Below are 25,623 nucleotides of genomic sequence, written 5' to 3' on the forward strand. Positions count from 1 at the left end.
CAGCGATCCTGAACTGCGCTAACCTGCCCGCAACATGACGGGAGGTTCTTGATGAGTGAGTATTACGATCTAGGCACATATTCCTGCCCGATCACAACATCTTCGGCCGAAGCGCAGACATGGTTCGACCGGGGTCTGGCATGGACCTACGGCTATAACCATGACGAAGCGGTCGTCTGCTTCCAGCGTGCTGCTGAACACGACCCTGACTGTGCCATGGCGCATTGGGGCGTCGCTTATGCAGCAGGACCGAATTACAACCTGCCGTGGGCTTTGCAGGACGCCCAAGGGCAACAAAAAGCGCTGTCTCTGGCTTATGACGCGACCCAACTGGCGCTCGCACTGACCGACGGGTGCACGGATGTTGAACAGGCGCTGATCCGCGCCCTGCCCGCCCGCTATCCCCAGCGCGACGCGATTGAGGCCATGCACCAGTGGGATTACGATTTTGCCGATGCCATGCGTGCCGCTTTTGGTCAAAACTCAGATAATCTGGACCTGCGCACCATCTATGTCGAATCCCTGCTCAACCTGACCCCTTGGCAAATGTGGGATCTGAAAACCGGCCACCCCGCCGAAGGTGCCGCAACGCTTGAGGCACAAGACGCGCTGGAATGGGCCATGTCTCATGATCCCGGGGCCATGACGCATCCCGGCCTGCTGCATCTTTATGTCCACCTGATGGAGATGTCGCCGACCCCCGAAAAAGCGCTCAAGGCTGGGGATGTACTGCGTACACTGGTGCCCGATGCGGGCCATCTGGTGCATATGCCAACCCATATCGACGTGCTATGCGGGCATTACCACAACGTCGTGCATTGGAACGAAAAGGCCACAGAGGCCGATTTGAAGTATTACGAGCGCGAAGGCGCGTTCAACATCTACACCGGCTACCGGCAGCACAACTACCATTTCGCCATCTACGGCGCCCTGTTTCTGGGTCAGATGGAACCCGCGCTGCGCGCCAACCAGGGCCTGTGGGACACCACGCCCGAGGAAATGCTGCGCATCGAAAGCCCTCCCATGGCGGACTATTTTGAAAGCTACATGTCCATGGGGCCACATATCCTGATCCGCTTTGGCCGTTGGGAAGAGGCAAAAGCACTAGAGCTTCCTGCGGACCCTGATCTTTTCCGCACCCTGACCGCCACAATCCACTATGCCCGCGCAATCGCCTTTGCCGCCACAGATCAGGTGGCCGAGGCCGAGGCGGAAGAGCAATTGTTCCTCTCCGCGAAAGCTTGCGTCCCCGAGACACGCAGATTGCACAATAACCGCGTCATCGATCTTCTTGAAATCGCACGTGAAATGCTGCGGGGTGAGATCGAGTACCGGAAGGGCAATTATGACATCGCCTATGCCCATCTGCGCAAATCCGTCGAACTGGACGATACGCTGCCCTATGATGAGCCATGGGGCTGGATGCAACCCACGCGCCACGCTTTGGGGGCTTTGCTGTTCGAACAGGGCCATGTGATCGAGGCCGAAGCCGTCTACCGCGAGGATCTGGGGTTGGGCGGATCTCTCAGTCGCGCCTCGATCCATCCGGACAACATCTGGAGCCTGAAGGGCCTGCATGATTGCCTGAAAGCACGCGGAGAAGACATTGAAATCAAACAGATCAAGCAGCGCATGGATCTGGCGCTAGCCCGCGCCGACCGTGCCGTGGGCGCGTCTTGTTTTTGCGCACAAGCCGCGATGAGGGCCCCTGAATGAAACTCGCACTTGTCCTGCTGGCCGCCCTGATCTGCGGGCCAGCCTTGGCGGATCGCCAGTCATTCCCGCCTGTCGATCAGGCCGGCCGCGACCCGTCACTTGTGGCATTCCGCGATGACCTGCTGGCCAAGGTCGCCGCCCGCGACACCGAAGCCGTTATCGCAGCCGCCTGTCCCGATATCTACATCAGCCATGGTCTGGACAGCGGTCCGGACGCATTCCGCACAAGCCTGACAGTTCCACCCGATTCACTGGCCGAAGAAAACCGCGATCAGGCGGATGAGATGCGCGACGCCTACTGGACTGCCCTTGAAGATACCCTGTCCCAACCCGGCTATTTCGACGATCAGGGTGAGTTCTGGATGCCCCATCAATGGCAGATCACCTTGCCCGCCTCACTTGATCCGCTCTTGGCGTATTACGTGACTGGCGAAAAGGTCACGCTGCGCCAGACACCTTCTCGCGGCGCAGGCATTCTGAGTCTGATCAGTCATGAAGTTGTGTTGATACCGGACTATCAGGACGGTTCCGAGTATCAGTCGGTGCGCCTGACGGACGGCACACCCGGCTACATTCACAGTGACTTCCTATGGTCCATGGTCGGCTACCGCGCCGCATTGATAAAGTCGAAGGTCGGCGACTGGCAGCTGTGCACCTTTGTCGCCGGTGACTAGGTCTTGGCTTTGGCCATTTTCTTCTCGGCAATAAGCTTTTCGGCCAGATCGCGGGCGATGGCAAAGGCGCCCTTGATCTTGTCGCTGTCCTTCTTCCAATCCCGCCGCACGACAATCTTGTTGTCCTTCACCTTGGCCAGGCCCCTCTGATTCTGAATGAACTCGACCAATCCCTGCGGTGAGGCGAATTTGTCGTTGTGGAACTGGATCGTCGCGCCTTTGGGCCCCCCGTCCAGCTTGGCAATACCGGCCCGCTTGCACATGGCCTTGATCCGGACAACCAGCATCAAGGTATTGACCTCTTTCGGCAGGGTGCCAAAGCGGTCGATCAATTCGGCGGCAAAGCCCTCAAGCTCGACCTTGGTCGAAAGTGAGGACAGACGGCGATACAGCCCCAGACGCACATCCAGATCCGGCACGTAATCCTCGGGGATCAGAACCGGTACACCCAGATTAATCTGCGGTGCCCACTGGTCGTCCGCGTCGGACAGACCTTCCATTTCACCGGCCTTGATCTTGGCAATCGCCTCTTCCAACATCGACTGGTATAGCTCATAGCCGACATCACGCATCTGCCCGGATTGCTCTTCGCCCAAAAGATTGCCCGCACCGCGAATATCCAGATCCTGCGAGGCCAACGTGAACCCGGCCCCCAATGTATCCAGCGAGCCCAGAACACGTAGGCGTTTCTCGGCCGTGGCAGTCAGTTTCTGGCGTGGCTTGGTGGTCAGATAGGCGTAGGCGCGGGTTTTCGATCGCCCCACGCGACCGCGTATCTGATAAAGTTGCGAAAGCCCGAACATATCCGCCCGGTGTATGACCATAGTGTTTGCCGTGGGAATATCCAACCCGCTTTCCACGATCGTCGTGGCCAGCAGTACGTCGTATTTACCGTCGTAAAAGGCGTTCATCCGGTCATCAAGCTCACCCGCCGCCATCTGCCCGTGCGCCACGACATAGGTCAGTTCCGGCAGTTGTTCCTTCAGGAACTGTTCTATGTCAGGCAGGTCCGAGATGCGCGGCACGACATAGAAACTCTGGCCACCGCGATAATGTTCACGCAACAACGCCTCGCGAACAGTGACCGCGTCGAACTCACTCACATAAGTGCGGATCGCCAGCCGGTCGATCGGTGGCGTGCCAATGATTGACAGATCGCGCACGCCTGTCAGGCTCAGTTGCAGCGTACGCGGGATCGGCGTTGCGGTCAGCGTCAGGACGTGAATGTCCGAGCGCATCTGTTTAAGCCGTTCCTTATGGCCGACACCGAAATGCTGTTCTTCGTCGATAATCAACAGGCCCAGATTGTTGAACCTTACACTCTTGGCCAACAGCGCGTGTGTGCCGATCACGATATCAATCGTGCCGCGCGCCAATCCGTCACGGGTTTGCTGCGCCTCTTTGGCCGAGACGAACCGCGACAATTGGCGAACTTCCAAGGGAAAGCCCCGGAACCGGTCCTTGAAGCTGGCCGCATGTTGACGTGCCAGCAAGGTTGTTGGCGCGACAACCGCCACCTGAACCCCCGACATCGCGGCAACAAACGCCGCGCGCATTGCAACTTCGGTTTTGCCAAACCCAACATCACCACAGATCAGTCGATCCATCGGCGCGCCAGAGTGCATGTCGTCCATCACCTCGGCGATGGCGCGCAACTGGTCGTCGGTTTCCTGATAAGGGAACCGGGCGCTGAACTCCTCCCACGCATGCGGTGGCGGGTCCATCACTGGGGCCTTGCGCAGGGCGCGCTCGGCAGCGATGCGGATCAGCTTGTCCGCCATCTCGCGGATGCGCTCTTTCAGCTTGGCTTTCTTGGCCTGCCACGCACCACCGCCAAGTCGGTCCAGCAGGCCCTCTTCGTGGCCGTATTTTGACAGCAGTTCTATGTTTTCGACAGGCAAATAGAGCTTGGATTTTTCGGCATATTCCAACAACAGGCATTCGTGGGCCGCACCAGCGGCGGTGACAACCTCCATGCCAATGTAACGACCGATGCCGTGATCCACGTGAACAACCAGATCACCCGGGCTGAGCGACTGTGCCTCAGTCAGGAAGTTTTCGGCCTTGCGGCGTTTCTTGGGCTGACGGATCAGCCGGTCACCCAGAACGTCCTGTTCGGCGATCACCGTCAGGTCAGGTGTTTCGAACCCATTCTCCAACGCCCAGACAGCCAGATGCAGCCCGCGCTTGCCAACTCGGGTGCCTTGAGGAACTGGTATAGCCTCGGCCAGACCTTCATCCTCGATCAGACCGGTCAGACGTTCGCGCGCACCTTCCGAGTATGAGGCGATCAGAACCGGGCCCTTGTTCAGCTTGTCCTTGATATGGCTGGCCAAGGCCCCAAACAGGCTGATGCTTTCCTGTTGCCGCTCCGGGGCAAAATTGCGCCCAATTCGTCCGCCTGCATCAATCACACCCGGCCCGCTGGCCTGTGGCAGAGGGCTGAACTGTATCACGCGCCGATCACCGACTGCCCTATCCCAGGCCACGTCATCCAGATACAACAATCCAGGTGGTGTCGGTTTATAAACCGTATCCATGCGCGAGCGGTTTTCCAGTGCCAGCCTGCGTGTCTCATACTGATCTTCGATACTGTCCCAACGGGCCAGTCGCGTGGGTGTCACCTGATCATCCAATGAAATCGACGCATCCGGCAGGTAATCGAACAGTGTCTCAAGCTTGTCGTGGAAGAAGGGCAGCCAATGCTCCATCCCCTGATGCTTGCGCCCGGCGCTGACGGCTTCATAAAGCGGATCGTCCGTCCCCGCCGCGCCGAATTCGATGCGGTAGTTCTGCCGGAACCGGGTGATCGCGGCCTCGTCCAGAATAACCTCGGACACCGGAGCAAGTTCCACCACGTCCAGTTTTTCAGTCGTGCGCTGCGACACTGGGTCGAACCGGCGCGCGCCGTCCAGAACGTCGCCGAACATATCCAGCCGCACAGGGCCGGACTCACCCGGCGGGAAAATGTCGATGATACCGCCGCGGATCGCATAGTCGCCGGGCTCCATGACCGTTGGGCTTTGGGTGAACCCCATGCGGACCAGGAAATTCCGAAGAGCACTTTCGTCGATGCGATAATTGACGCGAGCCGTGAATGCGGCCTCACGCAGCACATCCCGCGCCGGGACTTTCTGCGTGGCTGCATTCAATGTCGTCAACAACACGAAATGCTTTGGCATCTGGTGCACCAACGCCGCCAGTGTTGCCACCCGGGCTGCGGCGATATCAGGGTTCGGCGAGACCCGATCAAACGGCAGACAATCCCAACCGGGAAACACAAAGACCGGCATGTCGGGGGCAAAAAAGGCCAACGCCGCCCGCATCGCCTCCATGCGTTTGTCATCTCGGGCCACGTGGCACACAGGCGCATCCGAGCGTGCGAGTTCATTCAGGACAAGCTGTGCGTCAAACCCTTCGGGGGCGCCGCCGACTGTTACGTGGTTCGGAGCCTTCATCGCCTCGCCTTTCCGATTTTCCTATCCCAGAACGCCGATCGAAATGTTCTGATACATGCCCCAGAGCGAAGTGACCAGTATCGCGATCATACCAATGATCTGTGTATAAAGCCGACAGCGTAGCAGGGTTTTTGCGACCCTCTCCAACGTCAGATCCTGCCGCCGCAGCCGTCGCGCGTGGAAGATGTTTATGAACATCACCAAAGTCATAGGGAACAGCAGCAGAAACAAGGCCTGTGCGAACTCGACCCCATAAAAGAACCCCAGCGTCGCGAGACCGGTGAACACAAAACACCCCATCGCCAAAAGAATCGTTCCTGACATCTCGACAATTTGGAGCATCCGGTTGGTGTTGATCCGCACGATATCCAGCAGATCAGCCTCGACCGGGCCACCAACCCGCCGGGCCCGAACCACAAGATCATATGGGACACCCATCACCCAATGGCTGGCCGTAGACCAGGCCACTGCCAACACGATCCAGAACCACAGGTTCGAAAAGCTGCGCATGTCGATAAGTTCGAAGATCGATGAATACCAGTCCAAACCCAACCCTTTATTCAAAATCCTCAGGGGGTTCTATCGCACCAGCGCGTCCATTGGTACCCTTGAGACCTCGGCGAATTCATGCCACCCAATGCGCGAATGTTCAAGGAGAACACGTCATGAAACCGACCATCGCCCCGTATCCCCTGACCCGCTTTCGCCGGGCCCGTCAATCCGACGCGATTCGTGGGCTTGTGCGGGAAAACACGCTGACCACGGATGACCTGATCTGGCCGGTCTTTGTGCGCGATGGTGAAGGCATCGAAGAACCCGTACCATCGATGCCCGGCGTTATGCGCCGGTCGGTGGATTTGGTCGCCAAGGCCGCGGTCGAGGCGCAAGCGCTTGGGATTCCAGCTATTTGCCTATTTCCCTACACGGAATCGTCCCTCAAAACCGAAGATTGCGCCGAGGCGTGGAACCCTGACAATCTGTCGAACCGGGCGATCCGTGCGATCAAGGCAGCGGCACCCGACATCGCAGTCATGACCGACGTGGCACTGGACCCCTACAATATCAATGGCCACGACGGCTATGTTGTCGATGGCGAGATTGTGAACGATCAGACCGTCGAAGCGCTGGTGAAAATGACATTGGCGCAGGCCGAGGCCGGAGCCGATATCATCGGCCCTTCGGACATGATGGACGGGCGGATCGGCGCGATGCGTCGTGCGCTGGAAGGCGCAGGTCATCACAACGTGATGATCCTGAGCTATGCCGCGAAATATGCCAGTGCCTTTTATGGCCCGTTCCGTGATGCTGTGGGCGCATCGGGCGCCCTGACAGGCGACAAGAAAACCTACCAGATGGATCCCGCCAATTCGGACGAGGCGCTGCGCCTGATCGAACGTGATCTGACCGAAGGGGCAGACATGGTGATGATCAAGCCGGGCATGCCCTATCTGGACATCTGCCGCCGGGTGAAAGACACGTTTGGCGCGCCGACCTATGCCTATCAGGTGTCCGGCGAATACGCGATGATTCAGGCCGCTGCGCAGAATGGATGGATCGACGGTGACAAGGTCATGCTGGAAAGCCTGCTGGCCTTCAAGCGCGCGGGTTGCGACGGCATTCTGACCTATTTTGCACCTAAGGTCGCACGCACTTTGCAAGGCTAAAACCCTAGATTGTCGCAATTTTTCGCCGACTGCCCGCTGTGGGCAGCAAGCTTTCCCGTGACACAGAGCAGCAATCGGCGTATTCTCGCACACAAGATCGGGATCACCCGACCAATCAGGCACAGTTACAGAGACAAAAAAACCATGAGCAGTTCCAATCTTCCCCGACTGAACCGTCGCGGCTTTGCATTTGGCATGGCAGGGCTGACCTTGACCGCAGCCTGCGGCAATGGCGTCGGCAATTCCAACTCGGCTACCATAGACGCGCGCGTCGATGCGACGCTGACAGAAATGTACAACCGTTACCCCAACACGATCGAAATCGCGAACAAAGCCAACGGCATGCTGGTCATGCCGCTGATCACCGAAGCGGGTTTCGTGTTCGGTGGCGGCTATGGGCGTGGCGCGCTGCGCATCAATGGCGCAACCGTCGATTACTATTCCGCCGTGAAAGGCACCGCCGGTTTGCAGATCGGGGCGCAACAATACGCGCATGTCCTGTTCTTCATGACCGAAGACGCGCTGAACGATTTCCGCCGCTCCAGCGGTTGGACCGCAGGCGCTGATGTCGGCTATGTGGTCAGTGATCAGGGCGACCAGCTGTCGACCGATACCACAACGCTGCGCACCCCCGTGCTGGCCGCCATCTTTGGTCAGGCCGGCCTGCAGATCGGTGCAACTGTCGAAGGCATCAAATACACGCGCATCATTCCGTAACACCGACATACCACTCCCCCCTCCTACGCACCCCGTCGCATTCTGATGCGGCGGGGTTTTCAGTTGCCGCATCAATCGCAGGTTCTTGCGCCGTTCCTCTTTCGGTCGATGCCGCCTTCCTTTACTCTCGGCGCAATCGGAATTTGAACGAGAATGTGGGGCATTGATGGGTCTTGTTTTTCGCTGGTTGGTGCGCATTGCCTCGGGTCTGATCCTGTTGATCCTTGCGGCCATAGGCCTGGTCTATTTCCTGGCCGGTCAATCCCTTCCCGACTACGATCAGACCCTTGAAGTCAAAGGCGTAACCGCCCCGGTCGAGATCGTGCGCGATACTGCAAATGTGCCGCATATTCTGGCTGAAAATGACCCGGATGTGTTCTTTGGCCTGGGATACGCCCACGCACAGGATCGACTATGGCAGATGACCATGATGCGCCGTACCGCCCAAGGGCGTCTGTCCGAAGTATTCGGAGCGCGCACTGTCCCCATCGACAAGCTGTTGCGTCGATTGGACTTGTATGGTCTGGCCTACCACTCGGTCGAGGTACAGGACGATTACACCAAGGCCGCCTTGCGCGCCTATGCCAGCGGAGTGAACGCGCGGCTGGCTGAAATCAACGAAGAAGCCCTAGGTCGTGGCGCGCCCGAAATGTTCCTGTTCAACGCGCCTGTATCTCCTTGGCAACCCGGCGATAGCCTTGCCGTGATCAAACTGATGGCGCTGCAACTGTCGGGCCATCTGCAGGATGAGGTAATACGCGCCCGCACCTCTTTGATGTTGAACAACCCCGAACGCCTGATGGATATCCTGCCCGATGTACCGGGCCCAGGCATTGCCGCATTACCCGAATACGCGGCCTTGTTCCCTCGCTTGCCGCAGTATGCGACTGGATCATCGATGCCCGACACGCCGCTGTCGCCTTTTCCGCAACGCGGACTGGCCGGAGCATCAAACGCCTGGACAGCTGCCCCGTCCCGCTCGGCGAGTGGCGGCACTCTGCTTGCCAACGATCCACATTTGGGCTTCACCGCCCCGGGTGTGTGGTATCTGGCCCGGTTGGAATTGGCCAAGGGCGGCGTGATCGGTGCAACAATCCCGGGCGTTCCAGCCGTCATGACCGGACGCAGTGACCGGTTGGGATGGGGGCTGACCTCGTCCTATCTGGACGATCAGGATGTGCATATCGAGCAACTCAACCCTGACAATCCCGAGGAATACCTGACTCCGAACGGATACAAGACATTCCGCACGCGCCCCTCGATCATCGAAATCAAGGATGGGGCGCCGATTACCCTGACCCTGCGCTGGACAGAAAACGGCCCAGTCCTGCCCGGCAGTCACTATAGCCTGGGGACCATCACGCCTCCGGGTCATGTCGCCTCGTTGTCCTGGACCGCGCTCAGCGCTCAGGATACATCAATGACCGCGTCCATGGCGTTGATGAATTCCGATACGGTTCCACAGGCCATCGACGTCGCCGAGCAATTTATCGCACCGTCGCAAAACCTGTCGGTAGTAGACCGAGACACAATCGGCCTGAAACTGATCGGCGCCATGCCCCGGCGTGATGTGCATAACCAGAGCCGGGGGCGCATCCCGACACCCGGATGGCTCGAAGCCAACCGCTGGCAAGGCCGCCTGCCCTATGCCGACAACCCCGAATTTGTCGAACCGGCAGGTGGTGTTCTGGGGAACACCAACAACAAGATCATCGACCGTCCATTCCCCGAGCACGTGTCCTATGAATGGGGCGACACACAGCGCATCCATCGCTGGGAGCGCCTGATGCAATCGCGCGAAGTGCACACCCGTGACAGCTTTATCGAAGCACAACTGGACACTGTCAGCTTTACTGCCCGATCCTTGCTGCCTCTGATCGGGGCTGATCTTTGGTTCACCGGTGCCTCGTCCCCCGAAGGCACACCTGAACGACAACGTCAGATTGCCTTGTCCCTTCTGGCAGAGTGGAACGGCGAGATGAATGAACATCTGCCTGAACCACTGATCTATGCCGCCTGGCTGCGGGCCCTGCAGATCCGCCTGATCGCTGATGAGCTGGGTCCGTTGGCCAGCGAGTACAAGCATATTGAGCCTTTGTTCATCGAACGTGTCTACCGCGACATAGATGGCGCATCGGTTTGGTGCGATGTCCGCCAGAGCGCACCGGTCGAAACCTGCACCGAAATGGCACAGCTGGCGCTGGACGACGCGTTGATCTGGATATCCGAGCGCTATGGCACCGCGCTGGAATCTCTGCGCTGGGGCGACGCGCATCAAGCTACCCATGACCATCCCGTTCTGGGGGAGGTCCCCGTGTTGCGCTATTTCGTGAACATTCGTCAATCGACCAGCGGGGGCGACAACACTTTGCTGCGGGGGCGCACCTCGGGCGAAGGTCCCGACCCGTTCGAGAACGTGCATGGTGCAGGCTATCGCGGCGTTTATGATTTCGCCGATCCCGACAGTTCGGTTTTCATCACGGCCACCGGTCAGTCGGGTCATTTCCTGTCACGCTACTATGATGATCAGGCACAGCTCTGGCGGCGCGGCGAATACATTCCGATGTCACTGGATATCGACCTGGCCCGTGCCGCAGCGGTCGGAGTCACGACCCTGATCCCGCGCTGATCCGCCCATTCGGCAAGTCCTTGCCCCTTTTTTTTGCTATCGTGGACCTCACTGGCCGTTTTGGCCTAACATCTGCAAGCCGACAATGCGGTACCAGGGGGCAACATGGCTAGTATTCGGGATACACTGAACAATCTTGCGCGGGACTACGCAGTGGCCTGGAGCTCAGGCGATGCGGATGCAGTCGCAAGCTTTTATGCGCCCGACGGGGAAATCACGATAAATCGGGGCGACCCTATTCAGGGGCGCGCGGCAGTCGCAGAAATGGCACGCGGATTTTACGCCGAATTCCCGGACCTGGAAGTCCGCTGTGACATGATGCGATGGGCCGGGTCGCACGCGATATTTGTCTGGACGCTGGAAGGTCATCACTCGGAGACGGGCAACCATGTCGTGACCCGTGGCTGGGAGGAATGGGATATGACGCCCGATAACAAGGTACAGTCCTCATTGGGCTGGTTCGATGCCGATGACTATCAGCGCCAGATCGACGGGAAATAGGTTTAGATCGACGCGAATTTCGCCGCTTGCCTGTCAGTCCACAAAACCGTGATCTCAAATCCGGTCTCGGTCTGCTTTTCCGAACGAACAACATCCTGACGGAACAACCAGGCACGTTTGTCCCCTTCGGCAAACCCAAGGGTCAGCGTGTCCTCACGCCGGGCGCCTTGCAGTTTGACGGCAATCTCCGCCAGCAAGGAATCAATCCCTTCGCCGGTCACAGCCGAGATGGCAAAGATCTCTGGGTCCCGCTCTGTGCGGGCCAGCGCCGCTTCGCGGTCATCCGTGTCCAGCAAGTCAATCTTGTTCCAAACCTCAAGCCCTGGACGCTCATCATCGACGCCCAGTGAGGTCAGGATCGTTGCGACATCCTGCGCCTGTGCTTCGGTGTCTTCGTGGCTGATATCGCGCACATGCACGATCAGATCCGCGCCCAGAACCTCTTCCAGCGTGGCGCGAAAGGCTGCGACCAGTTCAGTTGGCAGGTTCGAGATGAAACCCACCGTGTCGGACAGAATCACTTCGGGACCATCAGGCAACTCAACCCGCCGCATGGTCGGGTCGAGCGTGGCAAACAGCATATCCTTGGCCATCACCTCAGCCCCCGTCAGGCGGTTGAACAGAGTTGACTTACCCGCGTTGGTGTAGCCCACCAGCGCCACGATCGGATATGGCACCTTGGCCCGCGCGGCGCGGTGCAGCGTGCGGGTCTTGATCACTTTTTGCAGCTGGCGGCGCAAGCGTACCAAGTGATCGTCGATGGCTCGCCGGTCAGCCTCGATCTGGGTTTCACCCGGACCACCGACAAATCCCAAACCACCTCGTTGGCGTTCAAGGTGGGTCCAGGCCCGGACCAATCGCGTCCGCTGATAGCTGAGCGCGGCCATTTCGACCTGCAACACACCCTCGCGGGTGCGCGCTCGGTCGCTGAAAATCTCGAGGATCAGGCCGGTCCGGTCGAGGATCTTGACGTTCCACGCCTTTTCAAGATTACGCTGCTGAACTGGTGTCACCGGGCCGTCGATCAGAACCAGCTCGACCTCGGCGTCATGAAACCGTTCGCCCAATTCCTCGATCTTGCCGCTGCCGAACAAATAGCCCGGCTGCGCACGCGGCAAGCGTACGACATCCGACCCGATCACATCCAGGTCGGGTAAGGCAGCAGCCAGTGCAACCGCTTCTTCCAGCGCCGGTCCCGGGACACGGCGCTGTTCATCTGATTTGATTTCTGGATGCAGCACCCAAGCCCGGGTCTGCGTCCGGTCATGTTCCATCAAGAGGCGTCTTCGCCCTCATACAGGTTGATCGGCTGCGATGGCATAATTGTCGAAATCGCATGTTTATAGACCAGCTGCGACTGTCCGTCGCGGCGCAACAATACGCAGAAATTGTCGAACCAAGTGATCACACCCTGCAACTTGACACCATTGATCAGGAAAATCGTGACCGGGACTTTTGCTTTCCGTACATTGTTCAGGAACGCGTCCTGAAGATTCTGTCTGTCCGAAGCCATATTTTATTATCTCGCCGTTGTTCTTGCTACGCGCTGCGGACCAACGCGCTCCCTCTGGGTGAGTATGGAGTGCCGCGCAGAGATATTCCAGATGAAAAATCAGGCAGTAACATGCGGTAATGCGTGTGGGCCTAGTCCCGCCAAAGCGATGGCGTGATCAGCGCGATGATTGCCAACGTCTCAAGACGGCCAATAACCATCGCCGCGCATAGGGTCAATTTGGCCCCTCCGGGCAAATCGACCAGACGGATCGGAACGTCCGTTGCCAGCTCGATCAACGGCCCTGTCGTGCTCAGGGTGGCGACACTCAGGACCATGGCTTGCTCGAACCCAGACCCCATGGCCGCCAACAACAGGTTGAACACGGCCAGTGTCAGGGCAAAGAGCATCAGAAAGATCCAGGCGATGAACGCCCCGTCGCTTTGAATGCGTCGATTGCCGCCCCCTTCACCACTGATGGACGAGGGATAGATCAGCCGGTCAATCTCGCGCGCGCCGTTCAGATAGAGCGCGAAGACCCGCAACAGTTTAACCCCTCCGGCGGTGGTAGCCACGCCGCCGCCGATCAGCGCCAACCCCATGAGGACCAGACCCGGCGTTCCCAGGCCCGACAGCTGTTGCGCATCGTTCCAGTTGGCACTTTCGAACCCGGCTGTCGTCAGAAAGGCCAAAACGGTGAACATCATCCCCCAGATGACCTGCAGCGCCTGAAGGGGGTCGACCTGCCCGCCAATTTCATTCACCCCCGCCAGAACGCGGAAGAACAGTAAACCAGCAACGGCCAGCACGATCATCAGGCCGATACGAAATTCCGGATCCTTGTCCAGACGGGAATACCCGGTCGTGGCCGTATCGGTCGAAAATGTCAGGCGCGACAAGGCGAAGAACAGGAACAGGAACAGGATCGCTTCACCGGTCACGCCAGCCTCAGCCCCTTCAAGCCCGCCGACGGGCGAGATGCCAGACGTTGCCATTGTGGACATGGCATGACAAATCGCCGTCAGGCCGTTTTCGCCAGCGATCAGCAACAGGATGCAGATGACGGCGGTCAACCCGGCATAAACCGGGGTCAGCGTACGCGCCACGCGAATCAGACGCCCGCGCGGATCCACCCTTTCGCTTTGCGCCACGCCAGAAACAGGACGCCCCGGCTGCCCGCGCGCAGTGACCTCGAACCCACCCAAGGACAGAGGCGCGAGGATCGCTGCAGCGGAAATCCACATCAGCAATCCGCCCATCCAGCCGACCAAAGCCCGCCACAGATGCAGCGGTGCAGTCAGGCGATCTGGATTTGGAAACAGATCCGCCCCTGTTGTTGTCAGCGCGCTGACCATATCGAAGTAAGCATTCAGAAAGGTCGTGTTCCCAAGCGCATCATGAAACGGGATCGCAAGAAACAGCGGCAGGATGGTGAAACAGCCAAGCAGCACGGCCAACTGGCCCAGGGTTCCGCGTCGCGGCACCCGGTTCGACGAAGCCAACGAAATGGTTGCCACCAGAAACAACCCTAAAATGCCGGAATAAAAGAAAGAGCGCGAGGTATCGTGATCGTCCAGCGCCAACGCATAAATCGCCGGGATCCACATGGACAACGAGACAATAGCCCAGATCAGCAAGAACAGCGGCAACCGCCGCAAAAGTCCAACCTGTTGTGCCCTCGCGCGTGCCATCAGAAGAAATCGATCGAGACCTGCATCAGCCGCTCAACCTCGGGCACATCCTTGGTCATGGCAAAGATCGCAACCACATCCTTTTCGTCGATCCGAAGACTGCCGGTGGGGCGCAGAACTTCGTCCCCTTTCCGCACTGCTCCGACCAGAACGCCCTCGGGGAAATCGATATCACGCAATCGTTGCCCCGCCATAGGCGAGGTTGACAACACCTCGGCTTCGATCACCTCGGCCTCGGCATCGCCGATGGAATAGACCTGACGCACACGCCCATGGCGGATGTGGCGCAGGATCGAGCTGACGGTGGTCGCGCGTGGGTTGATATACGCATCGATCCCCAGCGGCCCCATCAGGGCCACCATGCTGGGATCGTTGATCAATGCGATCGCCAGTGCACAGCCTTCAGCCTTGGCGCGCACCGCGGCCAGCATGTTGGTGCGGTCATCATCAGTAACAGCCAACATCGCGTCGGCCCGGTCGATCCCGGCCTCGCTCAATAAACTCACGTCCAAGCCGTCGCCATGCAGCACAATCGTCCGCTCAAGCGCTTCGGCGGCCACTTCTGCGCTTTTGCGATCCCGTTCGATGATCTTGGCACGTACCCGGCTTTCGCGTTCTTCCAGCGTTCGGGCCACCTCCAACCCCACGTTACCGCCACCAACGATCACCACGCGGTCTTGACGTTTTTGCGCTTTGCCAAAAACCTCCATCGTGCGGTCCACGTCTTTGACATTGGTAAAGACGTAACACTCGTCACCGACAAACAGCTGGTCCTCGGATTCCGGGGCGAACAATGTCCCTTCGCGCCGCACACCGACCACAATCGAGCTCAGGGTCGAAAACAGATCGGTCAACTGCCGCAAAGGCGTGTTTACGATGGGACAGTCTTCTTCGACGCGGATACCCAATAACTGCGCCTTGCCCCCCATGAAAATCTCGGTGTCGAAGGCAGATGGAGCCGACAAGCGCCGCATGGCAGCAGCAGCCACTTCGCGTTCGGGACTGATCACCACGTCAATCGGCAAATGGTCCCGGCGATAGAGGTCGGAATGGATCGCCTCGAGATAGGATTTCGACCGCAGTCGCGCAATCTTGCGCTGAATGGAAAAGACGGAATGCGCCATCTGACAGGTGACCATGTTCACCTCGTCCGAATGGGTAGCGGCAATGATCATGTCGGCATCGCGGGCCCCTGCCCGATCCAGCACATCCGGATAGCTGGCAAATCCCGCGATCCCCTGCACATCCAGCGTTTCAGTCGCGCGGCGTACCAGATCAGGATTGTTGTCCACCACTGTCACATCGTTCAGTTCGCCCGAAAGGTGCCGTGCAATCTGCCAGCCAACCTGACCAGCACCGCAAATGATGACCTTCATGTTCCTGGCCCTTCTGCCTGAAATCTTTGAATGACAGATGCCCCCAAAGCGGTCAATTGAATTGTCATATCTGCACGGTTGATGCAAGATAAGCATATGAAAACACTGCTTCGCATACTTGTTCCTGTGATGGTTCTGTCCTCTTGTGGCCCGCTGTCGCTGTATTACCGCGAAGGGGAAAGCGTTTCGCGGATGCAAACCGAGACAACTCAGTGTCAGGTTACAGCGCTCAAGGACGCACCGGTGGCCAATCAAGTCCGTCAAAACCCGCCAACCTATTGGCCCGGTCGCACATACTGCGATGGGAATGGGCGATGCTATCGCTCCGGAGGGTGGTGGCAGCCGGGGCAGGTCTACACGGTTGATGTGAATCAGAACCTGCGCAACAAGGTCGAAGCGCAATGTATGGCCGAAAAAGGGTATCGTCCGGTCAGCCTGCCCCCGTGCAAGCAAAACGTGAAATCACGGGTGCCTGCGACACGAACAACGACATTGCCCCCACTCAGCACCGCGTCATGTTTCGTGAAATTCGATGACGGGTCGTTTCAAATCATCACTCCGGGCCAAGCCGGGTAATCGGCTCGTTCACCTGATTCCCGCACGGCGCCGACGAGCCAGCCATAGATGCGCAGCCATGGCTGCCACATAAAACACAACCACTGCACCGAACATTCCCGCCTCGTCCGTACGCCACAAAACAGTCAGCAGAACCGGTGTGCCAAGCAGGTTGCCCGCATTCCCCATTTGCGCAATTGCGCCATAGCTCAGCGCCTGCGCTTCGGCCGTTTCGTTCAAATCCGGCACGGCGGCAAAGCTGCCCCCTTGCACCAGTCCCAGAACCGCAAACAGCCAGATGCAGACCACCGGCAAAGGCAGGCCCAGAAAGGCGGCTGCAATTGCGGCAATCCCCAGCCCGAACCCCAGATTGACCACGGCGATGCTGGACATGACATTCAAAAGTAGCGGAACAGCCACCCAGGATAGAACGATGCCTGCCAGCGGCATCAAGGCGGCAATGGGCGCGCTGAGTTCCTCAGGCAATCTGCCTGGCAAAATGGCAAGCAGGGACACAAATGTCAGCGTGTAAAAGAACCACCCAATCCCCGGAGCAGATATGAAGGGTGAGCGATAGGTTTGCACATGCGCTTTGATCAATGCACTCAGACCCCAATCGCCAACACTGGACTGTGCCAGGTCCACACGTATACGACACAAGCCTATGAGGACGGCAATGACCAACATCAGGATACCGTGCAGAGCAAAATAGGCCGGCAACCCAAACTGTTCGACGATCGGCAGACCGATCCAGGCATTCAACGCAAAGGCGACGCCAAAGAACGTGCTCCAAAGCACCATGGCCACATTGCGCGTGCGCCCCAGCGTGATCTGGGCAATCAGCGTGGGTGCCGCCACAACAATCACGAGATGCGACAGCCCCTCGACCAGACGGCTGGCCATCATGATGTAAAAGCTGGGCTCGCTCGCCTGAAACAACGAGATTGCGCCGCCCAGAACAAGGCCCGAGATCAACAGCCCGGACGGGCCAACCCGCCCCGTAATCATTCCGGATAGCGCGCCCAGAGCTGCTCCGATCAGACTGATGATCGACAAAAGCCAGCCAATTGCATCAGCGTTATCCGGATACAGCCGAGCAACCTCGGCAAATGGAACGGCAATCTTGGCGAACTGAGTAGCGGCGCCCAGCCCAGCAGCCCAAAGCAAGACAACCTGCAGTAAAACGCGGAACGAGTGTGTCATGAGGTGGTTTTAACGGGGTCTTGTACCCTCAGGAACGCATAAATTATGCGCGCCCGGACCGCGCACCACTGACAAGCCGAACCGGTGTGCCATCCGAAAGATACAGGCGTTCCCAGACAATCTCTCCTGCGCTGATACGGATGCGGTCGTGCACAGCCTCCGAGGTCAGAAAGGCCTTGGGATTGGGGGTGGCCAGATCCCACCAGCCCTCGTTTGTCAGCTCAGCCTCGGCCTGCTGAATCTCCTCAGTCGCGAATTGCCAAAGCGACACATCCAGCAATGCCCGCTGGCTGGTCTTCCAGTCCCACGCACGACTGGCCGAATAAGCCAGACATTTATGGCTGGCCTCTTCAACCAGATGCACGCATTCGGTCGAGTTCATGACCAGCCGCTTCAACGCACTGTCATCGGATTTTACGGGACCAATCGCCGAAAAGACCACCTGTTGCGTTTCCACGGCCGGAATCTGAGTACCGTTTTCCCATCTGGAAATCGTCGTTTGATCCACCTGCAACATATTCGCCAAAGCGGATTGTTTCAGCCCGACAGATCTGCGCAGCCGTTTCAATCGCTTGCCAAAGGCTGGATAGCCTCGGGTCACAAGTCTGTTTCCGGGGGATTTCGACACCCCCTGCAAAACCAGATCAGGCCGCGCCATCAGTTCACTCTGCCGGTTCCGGCTCGTCCAGTTGCGCGACCCGGGCACCGGATTTGTTCGATGTGACCACACCCAGCGATTTCAGTTTACGGTGCAACGCGCTGCGCTCCATCCCGACAAAGCTGGCGGTGCGACTGATATTGCCGCCAAACCGGTTGATCTGGGTCAGCAAATATTCACGCTCGAACGCCTCGCGCGCTTCACGCAACGGCAGGGTTGCCAACGCGCCGGACAGAACAACGCGGCCCGACTCTTCGGCTTTGTCTTCGTCACTGGGCAGCTCGCGCGCCTCAATTGGACCGGTGCCATCACCCAGAATCAACACCCGTTCGACCAGGTTCTTGAGCTGGCGTACATTGCCTGGCCACGTCATCGTCTGAAGCAAAGCTACCGCCTCTTCTGACAACTCGCGAATAGGTAAACCTTGGGTTTCGTTGCACATATCGATGAAGTGTTGCGCAAGAACCGGAATATCCTCGCGCCGGTCCTCAAGCGATGGCACGGCAATCGGGACCACGTTCAGACGGTGATATAGCTCTTCACGGAACCGTTCGGCCACGATTTCGTCATCCAGATCACGGTTGGTCGAAGAGATCACCCGCAGGTCGACCCGCACCTTGTCGGCACCACCGACGCGCTGAAATTCCTGATCCACCAACACGCGCAAGATTTTGGACTGCGTGCCCAGAGGCATGTCAGCGACTTCATCGAAATAGACCACACCGCCATGGGCCTCTTCCAACAAGCCCGATTCCACGCCGCGTTCCGACGATTCACGCCCGAACAAAACCTCTTCCATCCGCTCAGGTTCGACCCCGGCACAGTTCACGGTCACGAAGGGTGCATTGGCCCGATTGGAATGCGCATGAATGTAACGCGCAGCGATTTCCTTGCCCGACCCGGCAGGCCCGCTCAGCATCACCCGGCCGTTCGACTTGGTCACTTTGTCCAACTGACCCTGCATGGCACGGAAAGAGGCCGATTTGCCGATCATATCCGAATTGTTGACCTCTTTGCGCTTGAGCGAGGCGTTCTCGCGGCGCAGACGCGAGGTTTCCATCGCGCGGCGGATCACCACCATCAACTGGTCAATGTTAAAGGGCTTTTCGATGAAATCATAAGCCCCTTGCTTGATCGCGGCCACGGCAATTTCAATGTTGCCATGCCCCGAAATGATCACCACCGGCACATCCGGATTGTCCCGCTTTACGGCCTTCAGGATATCAATCCCGTCCATGCGGCTGTCCTTCAGCCAGATATCCAGGATCAGCAGCCCCGGTGGTTCGGCATTTATCGACGACATGCACTCGTCCGAGTTTGCCGCCAGCCGGGTTGAATAGCCTTCGTCCTCTAAAATGTCGGACACCAGCTCGCGAATATCGCGTTCGTCATCTACGATCAGAATGTCGCTCATCTTTGGCCTGCTTTCAGTTTGTTGGTTTTGATTGCCTGCTTCTGTGGCGCGGCTGTTGGGGAAATATTGGCCCCCGGCAAACGGATCACGGCCATCGCGCCAAAATGGTCCTGTCCGTCAAATACGGGCGCGTCCTCCAAGGTCAGCGCTCCGCCGTGTTCTTCGATGATCTTCTTGACGATGGGCAAGCCCAGCCCGGTCCCTTCGTCGCGTGTAGTTACATAGGGTTCGAACAACCGCGCCCGGTCTTCAGGCAGACCGATGCCATTATCCGCAATGGTGATGACCGTACCGGCATCATCGCTGGAAACCGCCACTTTGACTTGGGGATCCAGATTATCAGGTGCGCCTTTTTCCTTCAGCGTTCCAATGGCTTCACCCGCGTTCTTGATCAAATTGGTCAACGCCTGATGCAACATGGTTGCATCAACATCGGCCATGATCTGCTGTTCTGGCAGATCCGCGTCAATCTGCACGTCCGGCTGACCCGCCTGTTGCAACAGAACCGCCTCGCGCACCAGGCCAACAACATTCTCTTCACGCCGGACAGGTTCCGGCATCCGCGCAAATTTCGAGAATTCATCGACGATGCGCCGCAGATCGTTGGTTTGCCGCACGATCACATCGGTCATGGATTCGAGGCTATCGCAGTCCTCTTCGTCCAGCTTGCGTGAAAACTTGCGCTTGATGCGTTCGGCGCTCAACTGAATTGGCGTCAGCGGATTCTTGATCTCATGTGCAATCCGACGTGCCACATCCCCCCACGCGGCCATTCGCTGGGCGCTGACCAGATCGGTGACGTCGTCAAAGGCGACCACATAGCCTTCAAGCCCACCGTCCTCGCCCCGACGGGTCGCCATACGCACCAAGAGGTTTTCAAGCTGGCCCTTTCGGGTAACCTTGATCTCGCCCTGCACTGCCTCTTGCCCGCTGTCCTTCAAACCCTCAAACAACGGCAGAAACTCTGGCACGGCAATACCAATGGCCAGATGATTTTCCCCGCGCGACCAATCCAACAACCGTTCGGCCGAGCGGTTCACAAAGGTCACGCATCCATCCGGATCCACACCGACCACACCGGAGGTAACAGAGCTCAGGACGGAATCGAACAAACGACGGCGAATTTCAATCTGACGGGTATTCTCCAGCAGCGTATCACGCTGACCCTTCAATTGCCGCGTCATCTGGTTGAAGTAGCGTCCCAGCATGGCGATCTCGTCGTCGCTGGCCTCTTCGATGACCTGCACGCTCAAATCGCCAGCACCAACCCGCTGCGCCGCTGTCGTCAGGCGGCCAACAGGGCGAGACAGACGCTCAGCAAACCACATACCCAACGACATCGCGGCCAAAATCAGGATCAGCGCAAATCCCAAATAAAGCAGCCCAAATTCGAACAGGACCCTGCCCCGATCATTTTCCAACTGCTGGTAGAACTGCGCCGTTTCCTTGGTGTCATCGAGCAGCGTCAGCAGCTGCCCGTCCACTTCGCGGCTGACATACAGATAGCGGTCGAGATAAGCCTCCAATTGCACCAGCGCCCGAAATTCATTGTTTGGCCAATCGGCGATGATCAGCAGACCACTGTCCGTGGCCTCGACGATCTGTTCGGGTGTGGGCGGTTCGTAGTTGAACAGATAAGACCGATCGCCGCGCGACCGGATCTCACCGCTGCCATCGATGACATAGGCTTCACGCAGGCCCCGCTGAATCTGCGCCTGACCTTGCGCCAGAACCTCGCGCAATTCAGCATCCGAGATATAGAAATCCACGGCGCGTGCATTGTCCAGAAAGCGGGCCAGCACACCAGCGTCCTGGGTCAAGCCATGGCGGTGCTCTAATTCATACGCCTCGGCGGCGGTGAGAGACGAGCCAACGACCTGCCGGACACGATCCGAAAACCACCCCTCAAGGCCGATATTCACCGTCAGACCGGCAAAGATCGCAACCGTGACAGTCGGAACCAGCGCCAAAAGCGTAAAGGCCCCGATCAGCCGCAAATGCAGGCGCGAGCCCGCCGATTTGGCCCGCCGCGCTGCGATCAGGTTGCCGATCTGGCTCAATACAAGTGCGGCGACAACCAGCACATAAACCAAATCCGCAAGCAGAATCAGGCGCAGCGTTGGTGCCGACGCCCCAAGATCAAATGGTCCAATAACCAGATAAGTGGCCAATGCCAGCGCAGGCCCCAGAAGAACAAGCCCCAAGGTGCCGAAATTGCGCAGTTTTCGGGATTTCCGCCACCGATTGATCGATAGGATCATCCCGCTCTGTGCTCGGGTTGCCACCGTCTGCCCTCATCCTGATGTGCCGCATGCGCGGCTGACCGCCATATATCGTGATCTTTTCCGGATAGAGACCCGGATGCCACGGTTTGTGTGGCGATATTACATCAGTTTGCGTCGGCGTGTCACCTGAATATCGAGGTCAGTAATCTTTTTCCTCAGCGTATTCCGATTAATCCCAAGTAAATCAGCGCATTTTGCCTGATTTCCACCTGTCGCCTCCAGGGCAATTTCGATCAAAGGCGCCTCAACTTCCCGCAATATCCGCTGATACAGGCCCGGCGGAGGCAACATGTTACCATGCAAATCAAAGTATCGCTGCAAGTGACGCTGGACCGAGGTCGACAGTTTCTCGCGTTCTCCGCCCCCAAGAATCGGTTCGGCTTCGGGTTGACTGCCCAACACCATTTCGACTTCGGCTTTGGATATCTCGTCCGCGCGACTGGTCAAACTCAGACGTCGGACGGCGTTTTCCAACTGCCGCACATTACCCGGCCAGGAGTAGCGCCGGACCAACTCCACGGCTTCGGGGCTGAGCCAACGTTTCGTACCATTCTCACGCTCTTCTCGCGCCTGAAAATGGTCGGTCAACAGCGGGATGTCATCTACCCGTTCGCGTAAGGCCGGCACATGAACCGTTGCCCCGCACAGACGATAATACAGGTCTTGACGAACGCGGCCGCTTTCCATCCCCTCGGTCAAATCCGATTGGCTGGTGGCCATGAACCGTGGAACATGATCGCCGGGCGTATCCATCATGCGAACGATACGGGCCTGTATTTCATCCTCAAAATCAGCAATCTCTTCAATCAACAGCGTCCCGCCACGCACCCGCGCCAAGACTCTCGCAGGCCCTTCAAGATCGCGCAGATCAGTTGCGGTCGTAGTGACAAAAGGCAACGTTCTTCTATCCGAAAAGTCATGGATAGCACGGGCAATCAGTGACTTGCCCGTCCCACTTTCACCAGAAATCATCACCGACAGATCAGTATTCATCACCCGCGCCACCAACCGGTACAAAGCCTGCATGACCGGTGTTCGCCCGACCAGAGGTAACTCATCCGGGTGGTCCTCATCGCTGGTGGCAGGTTCAGGTTGGATGTGTTGGATGTGCTGTGTCTGTTCCAACGCGCGGGCCGTACGTTTCATAAGGTCCGGTAGGTCAAACGGTTTTGGCAAATAATCGTAGGCATCTGCCTCGGCTGCTTGAATCGCTGTCATGATCGTGTTCTGGGCCGAGATCACGATGACCGGCAATCCGGGTCGGTCCTGTGCGATTTTCGGCAGCATCTCCAGACCGTTACCGTCCGGCATGACAACGTCTGAAATCACCACGTCGCCTTTGCCCTCACCGACCCAGCGCATCAGAGTAGTCAACGACGATGTGGCGTGCACCCTGCACCCGGCCCGCGTCAAAGCCTGGGTCAGAACGGTTCGGATCGTGCGGTCGTCATCTGCGACCAGGACTGTGCCATCCATCAGGTGATCTCCTTGTTGACTTGTGTGTCTTCGCGCGGCGCACGCCGTAGGGACAGGCGGAACACTGTGCGCCCGGGAACGGACTCGGCCGTGATCCACCCGTCATGGTCCGAGACAATTTTGCTGACCAATGCCAGACCCAGCCCAGTGCCGTTTTCCTTGCCGGAAACGAAGGGGTCAAAAATGTCTCCGAGGATGTCCTCGGGCAGACCCGGCCCGTCATCGATAACCTCAATCTGCAAGGGTAGCGAATGACCCGATCCGTCACTGCGGCGCAGGCGGAAAGAGTGTTCGAAATACGTGCGCAACCGAATGGTTCCACCCTTGGGTCCAGCGGCTTCTGAGGCGTTCTTGAGCAAGTTCAACACCACCTGCAGGAACTGGTCTGGATCACCATAGGCCAGCGGTAGCGACGGGTCGTAATCCTCGATAATCGTCATGTCCGCGCCGAACCCCAACAAGGCCGACCGCCGCGCGCGGTCCAGAACATCGTGGATGTTGACCGGTTTGAAATCAGGCTGTGAGAGGTTGCCGAATTGCTCGACTTGTTCCAGAAGTTTCACGATCCGTCGACTCTCAGCCACAATTAGATCTGTAAGTTCAAGATCTTGTGGCGGGATATTCATGCTCAACAACTGTGCGGCACCGGTGATCCCGGCCAGAGGATTCTTGATCTCGTGCGCCAGCATTTCGGCCATGCCAATCGCAGATTGCGCCGCCGATTTGACCGTGTTGCCACGTGTCATCCGCCCGGCCAGTTCGCGTGGTGAAATGATCATGATCATCGAACCGGCGTACCCCACCAGAGGCGCAATCTGCAGCGCACACTGTAACGGTGCCCGATTGCCTGATCCCACATCCACATCATTGACAAACAATGGTGTACCCTGCTGGCGCGCACGCAGGAACGCCTCTTCCAGGGGGGCATCGACGGCGATCTGATCCCAAACCGGATGGCCGACCACGGATTTCCGTGAGGCGTTCAGAAACCCCTCACCTGACGAATTGACATCGGAAATACGATCCTCGGTGTCGATAATGAAAACCGGGACCGGCAGCGAGTTCCAGATGTCCTGATCCGAAGTCACGCCGCCACCTCTGCCGCACCGTTCAGAGCATCTCCGATCAGGCGCAGCACCTCCTCTGTGTCACGCGAGGTCAGAACCGCGCGACGCAACGGCACCGGGGTGTGGGCCTCATCCATGTACCAACCGAGATGCTTGCGCGCGACACGCAGGCCCAGATCGGCGCCGTAAAACCCTAACATCGCTTGATAATGCGCACGTACCATATCGACCAAGGCTGCGCCGGTCGGAATATCTGGGGCATCGGTTCCATAAATCTCATTGCAGATCTGGGCCAAAGCCCAAGGCTTGCCCTGTGCCCCGCGCCCCACCATGACACCATCAGCACCAGAGTGCTGCAAAGCGGTACGGGCGGCATTGGTATCTATAATGTCCCCATTCGCGATCACCGGGATCGAAACCGCCTCTTTCACCGCGCGAATAGCCCGCCAATCAGCATGTCCTTTGTAAAATTGGCACCGTGTGCGCCCGTGGATCGTGACCATCTGAATGCCGGCATCCTGCGCCCGCCGCGCCACGTCAGGAGCGTTCAGCAAGGTGTCATCCCAACCCAACCGGGTTTTCAGTGTCACCGGCACGTCAACGGCCTCGACCACAGCCTCGATCAACGTCAGTGCATGATTGGGCGTCTTCAACAAGGCCGAGCCGGAATAGCCATTGGTCACCTTCTTTGCCGGACAGCCCATGTTGATGTCGATCACCCGGGCGCCCCGATCGGCCACCTGACGCGCGGCCTCGGCCATCCAATGTGCCTCACGTCCCGCCAACTGAACGGCGGTGTTTTCCACATCTGCTGACAGTTCGGCCCGCTCGCGCACACCGGGCTTGGCCTGCACCATCTCTTGACTGGCGACCATCTCGCTGACCACCATTCCCGCGCCAAAGCGCATCACAAGATCGCGAAAGGGCCGATCCGTGATTCCGGCCATCGGGGCCAGCAAGACCGGCGGGTTCAGATCCTTGTCAGCAAGATGCAGTGTCAACGTGCTTAATCCTTGGGCAATTGCGGGATTGATATCGAATTCGGCG

At 58.4% G+C, this 25,623-nt stretch carries 20 protein-coding genes; 7 read left to right on the plus strand and 13 right to left on the minus strand.

Annotated elements, in window-relative coordinates; translation table 11 throughout:
- The first annotated feature begins 51 nt into the window (after nucleotides 1-51).
- Nucleotides 52-1,716, plus strand: coding sequence for a hypothetical protein (locus HW561_RS06445; RefSeq protein WP_176862873.1), 1,665 nt, complete (start codon nucleotides 52-54; stop codon nucleotides 1,714-1,716).
- Nucleotides 1,713-2,390, plus strand: a complete 678-nt coding sequence (locus tag HW561_RS06450; RefSeq protein ID WP_176862875.1) for an SH3 domain-containing protein — start codon at nucleotides 1,713-1,715, stop codon at nucleotides 2,388-2,390. Before HW561_RS06445 ends, HW561_RS06450 begins: the two co-directional genes overlap by 4 nt.
- Here the strand turns inward: HW561_RS06450 and mfd are convergent.
- Nucleotides 2,387-5,848 carry a transcription-repair coupling factor gene (gene mfd, locus HW561_RS06455; protein WP_176862877.1) on the minus strand — a complete coding sequence of 1,154 codons (3,462 nt, stop codon included), beginning with the start codon at nucleotides 5,846-5,848 and terminating at the stop codon, nucleotides 2,387-2,389. The genes HW561_RS06450 and mfd overlap by 4 nt on opposite strands.
- 21 nt (nucleotides 5,849-5,869) lie before the next feature.
- Nucleotides 5,870-6,394: a component of SufBCD complex gene (locus HW561_RS06460; RefSeq protein WP_176862879.1), complete on the minus strand. Its 525-nt coding sequence runs from the start codon at nucleotides 6,392-6,394 to the stop codon at nucleotides 5,870-5,872.
- Nucleotides 6,395-6,513: 119 nt separating this feature from the next.
- Between HW561_RS06460 and hemB the strand changes: the two genes are divergently transcribed.
- The 4 genes from hemB to HW561_RS06480 all read left to right on the plus strand — a co-directional run bounded on the left by hemB (nucleotide 6,514) and on the right by HW561_RS06480 (nucleotide 11,359).
- Entirely contained in the window at nucleotides 6,514-7,512 is a 999-nt protein-coding gene (gene hemB, locus HW561_RS06465; protein ID WP_176862881.1) for a porphobilinogen synthase, read from the plus strand.
- Between the two features lie 144 nt (nucleotides 7,513-7,656).
- The gene (locus HW561_RS06470; protein ID WP_176862883.1) at nucleotides 7,657-8,229 is read left to right on the plus strand and encodes a lipid-binding SYLF domain-containing protein; all 573 of its coding nucleotides are present in this window, start codon (nucleotides 7,657-7,659) and stop codon (nucleotides 8,227-8,229) included.
- A 166-nt stretch (nucleotides 8,230-8,395) separates the two neighbouring features.
- A complete protein-coding gene (locus HW561_RS06475; protein WP_176862885.1) occupies nucleotides 8,396-10,858 on the plus strand; it encodes a penicillin acylase family protein in 2,463 nt (820 codons plus the stop codon).
- A 105-nt stretch (nucleotides 10,859-10,963) separates the two neighbouring features.
- A complete protein-coding gene (locus tag HW561_RS06480; RefSeq protein ID WP_176862886.1) occupies nucleotides 10,964-11,359 on the plus strand; it encodes a nuclear transport factor 2 family protein in 396 nt (131 codons plus the stop codon).
- Between the two features lie 2 nt (nucleotides 11,360-11,361).
- Here the strand turns inward: HW561_RS06480 and hflX are convergent, their stop codons facing one another.
- From hflX to trkA, 4 genes are all read right to left on the minus strand, one after another.
- Nucleotides 11,362-12,633 carry a GTPase HflX gene (hflX, locus tag HW561_RS06485; protein ID WP_176862888.1) on the minus strand — a complete coding sequence of 424 codons (1,272 nt, stop codon included), beginning with the start codon at nucleotides 12,631-12,633 and terminating at the stop codon, nucleotides 11,362-11,364.
- A complete protein-coding gene (gene hfq, locus HW561_RS06490) occupies nucleotides 12,633-12,872 on the minus strand; it encodes an RNA chaperone Hfq (protein ID WP_005982826.1) in 240 nt (79 codons plus the stop codon). Before hfq ends, hflX begins: the two co-directional genes overlap by 1 nt.
- Nucleotides 12,873-13,003: 131 nt before the next feature.
- Nucleotides 13,004-14,542, minus strand: coding sequence for a TrkH family potassium uptake protein (locus HW561_RS06495; protein ID WP_176862890.1), 1,539 nt, complete (start codon nucleotides 14,540-14,542; stop codon nucleotides 13,004-13,006).
- On the minus strand, nucleotides 14,542-15,918 hold the full coding sequence (gene trkA, locus HW561_RS06500; protein ID WP_176862892.1) for a Trk system potassium transporter TrkA: 1,377 nt from the start codon (nucleotides 15,916-15,918) through the stop codon (nucleotides 14,542-14,544). Before trkA ends, HW561_RS06495 begins: the two co-directional genes overlap by 1 nt.
- Nucleotides 15,919-16,014: 96 nt before the next feature.
- On the opposite strand from trkA, the gene HW561_RS06505 reads away from it, so the two are divergent.
- Nucleotides 16,015-16,494, plus strand: coding sequence for a hypothetical protein (locus tag HW561_RS06505; protein ID WP_176862894.1), 480 nt, complete (start codon nucleotides 16,015-16,017; stop codon nucleotides 16,492-16,494).
- Between the two features lie 9 nt (nucleotides 16,495-16,503).
- Here the strand turns inward: HW561_RS06505 and HW561_RS06510 are convergent, their stop codons facing one another.
- From HW561_RS06510 to dusB, 7 genes are all read right to left on the minus strand, one after another.
- Nucleotides 16,504-17,676, minus strand: a complete 1,173-nt coding sequence (locus tag HW561_RS06510) for an MFS transporter (RefSeq protein ID WP_176862896.1) — start codon at nucleotides 17,674-17,676, stop codon at nucleotides 16,504-16,506.
- Nucleotides 17,677-17,719: 43 nt separating this feature from the next.
- A complete protein-coding gene (locus tag HW561_RS06515) occupies nucleotides 17,720-18,334 on the minus strand; it encodes a helix-turn-helix domain-containing protein (protein ID WP_176862897.1) in 615 nt (204 codons plus the stop codon).
- Nucleotides 18,335-18,338: 4 nt separating this feature from the next.
- Nucleotides 18,339-19,748: a nitrogen assimilation response regulator NtrX gene (gene ntrX / locus HW561_RS06520; protein WP_176862899.1), complete on the minus strand. Its 1,410-nt coding sequence runs from the start codon at nucleotides 19,746-19,748 to the stop codon at nucleotides 18,339-18,341.
- Nucleotides 19,745-22,009, minus strand: a complete 2,265-nt coding sequence (locus HW561_RS06525; RefSeq protein ID WP_176863652.1) for a sensor histidine kinase NtrY-like — start codon at nucleotides 22,007-22,009, stop codon at nucleotides 19,745-19,747. The genes ntrX and HW561_RS06525 overlap by 4 nt, the downstream gene beginning before the upstream one ends.
- Before the next feature lie 123 nt (nucleotides 22,010-22,132).
- Nucleotides 22,133-23,509 carry a response regulator gene (locus HW561_RS06530; protein ID WP_176862901.1) on the minus strand — a complete coding sequence of 459 codons (1,377 nt, stop codon included), beginning with the start codon at nucleotides 23,507-23,509 and terminating at the stop codon, nucleotides 22,133-22,135.
- Nucleotides 23,509-24,597 carry a two-component system sensor histidine kinase NtrB gene (locus tag HW561_RS06535; RefSeq protein WP_176862903.1) on the minus strand — a complete coding sequence of 363 codons (1,089 nt, stop codon included), beginning with the start codon at nucleotides 24,595-24,597 and terminating at the stop codon, nucleotides 23,509-23,511. Before HW561_RS06535 ends, HW561_RS06530 begins: the two co-directional genes overlap by 1 nt.
- Nucleotides 24,594-25,577: a tRNA dihydrouridine synthase DusB gene (gene dusB / locus HW561_RS06540; protein WP_268952723.1), complete on the minus strand. Its 984-nt coding sequence runs from the start codon at nucleotides 25,575-25,577 to the stop codon at nucleotides 24,594-24,596. Before dusB ends, HW561_RS06535 begins: the two co-directional genes overlap by 4 nt.
- Nucleotides 25,578-25,623 lie beyond the last annotated feature (46 nt).

Source organism: Ruegeria haliotis, assembly GCF_013377785.1.
GTDB lineage: Bacteria > Pseudomonadota > Alphaproteobacteria > Rhodobacterales > Rhodobacteraceae > Ruegeria > Ruegeria haliotis.

Bases quoted from the DNA above. Each gene is read 5' to 3' on its own strand.
- HW561_RS06445 (WP_176862873.1), top strand. From the start codon at position 52: ATGAGTGAGTATTACGATCTAGGCACATATTCCTGCCCGATCACAACA.
- HW561_RS06450 (WP_176862875.1), top strand. From the start codon at position 1,713: ATGAAACTCGCACTTGTCCTGCTGGCCGCCCTGATCTGCGGGCCAGCC.
- mfd (WP_176862877.1), bottom strand. From the start codon at position 5,848: ATGAAGGCTCCGAACCACGTAACAGTCGGCGGCGCCCCCGAAGGGTTT.
- hemB (WP_176862881.1), top strand. From the start codon at position 6,514: ATGAAACCGACCATCGCCCCGTATCCCCTGACCCGCTTTCGCCGGGCC.
- HW561_RS06470 (WP_176862883.1), top strand. From the start codon at position 7,657: ATGAGCAGTTCCAATCTTCCCCGACTGAACCGTCGCGGCTTTGCATTT.
- HW561_RS06475 (WP_176862885.1), top strand. From the start codon at position 8,396: ATGGGTCTTGTTTTTCGCTGGTTGGTGCGCATTGCCTCGGGTCTGATC.
- HW561_RS06480 (WP_176862886.1), top strand. From the start codon at position 10,964: ATGGCTAGTATTCGGGATACACTGAACAATCTTGCGCGGGACTACGCA.
- hflX (WP_176862888.1), bottom strand. From the start codon at position 12,633: ATGGAACATGACCGGACGCAGACCCGGGCTTGGGTGCTGCATCCAGAA.
- hfq (WP_005982826.1), bottom strand. From the start codon at position 12,872: ATGGCTTCGGACAGACAGAATCTTCAGGACGCGTTCCTGAACAATGTA.
- HW561_RS06495 (WP_176862890.1), bottom strand. From the start codon at position 14,542: ATGGCACGCGCGAGGGCACAACAGGTTGGACTTTTGCGGCGGTTGCCG.
- trkA (WP_176862892.1), bottom strand. From the start codon at position 15,918: ATGAAGGTCATCATTTGCGGTGCTGGTCAGGTTGGCTGGCAGATTGCA.
- HW561_RS06505 (WP_176862894.1), top strand. From the start codon at position 16,015: ATGAAAACACTGCTTCGCATACTTGTTCCTGTGATGGTTCTGTCCTCT.
- HW561_RS06510 (WP_176862896.1), bottom strand. From the start codon at position 17,676: ATGACACACTCGTTCCGCGTTTTACTGCAGGTTGTCTTGCTTTGGGCT.
- HW561_RS06515 (WP_176862897.1), bottom strand. From the start codon at position 18,334: ATGGCGCGGCCTGATCTGGTTTTGCAGGGGGTGTCGAAATCCCCCGGA.
- ntrX (WP_176862899.1), bottom strand. From the start codon at position 19,748: ATGAGCGACATTCTGATCGTAGATGACGAACGCGATATTCGCGAGCTG.
- HW561_RS06525 (WP_176863652.1), bottom strand. From the start codon at position 22,009: ATGATCCTATCGATCAATCGGTGGCGGAAATCCCGAAAACTGCGCAAT.
- HW561_RS06530 (WP_176862901.1), bottom strand. From the start codon at position 23,509: ATGGATGGCACAGTCCTGGTCGCAGATGACGACCGCACGATCCGAACC.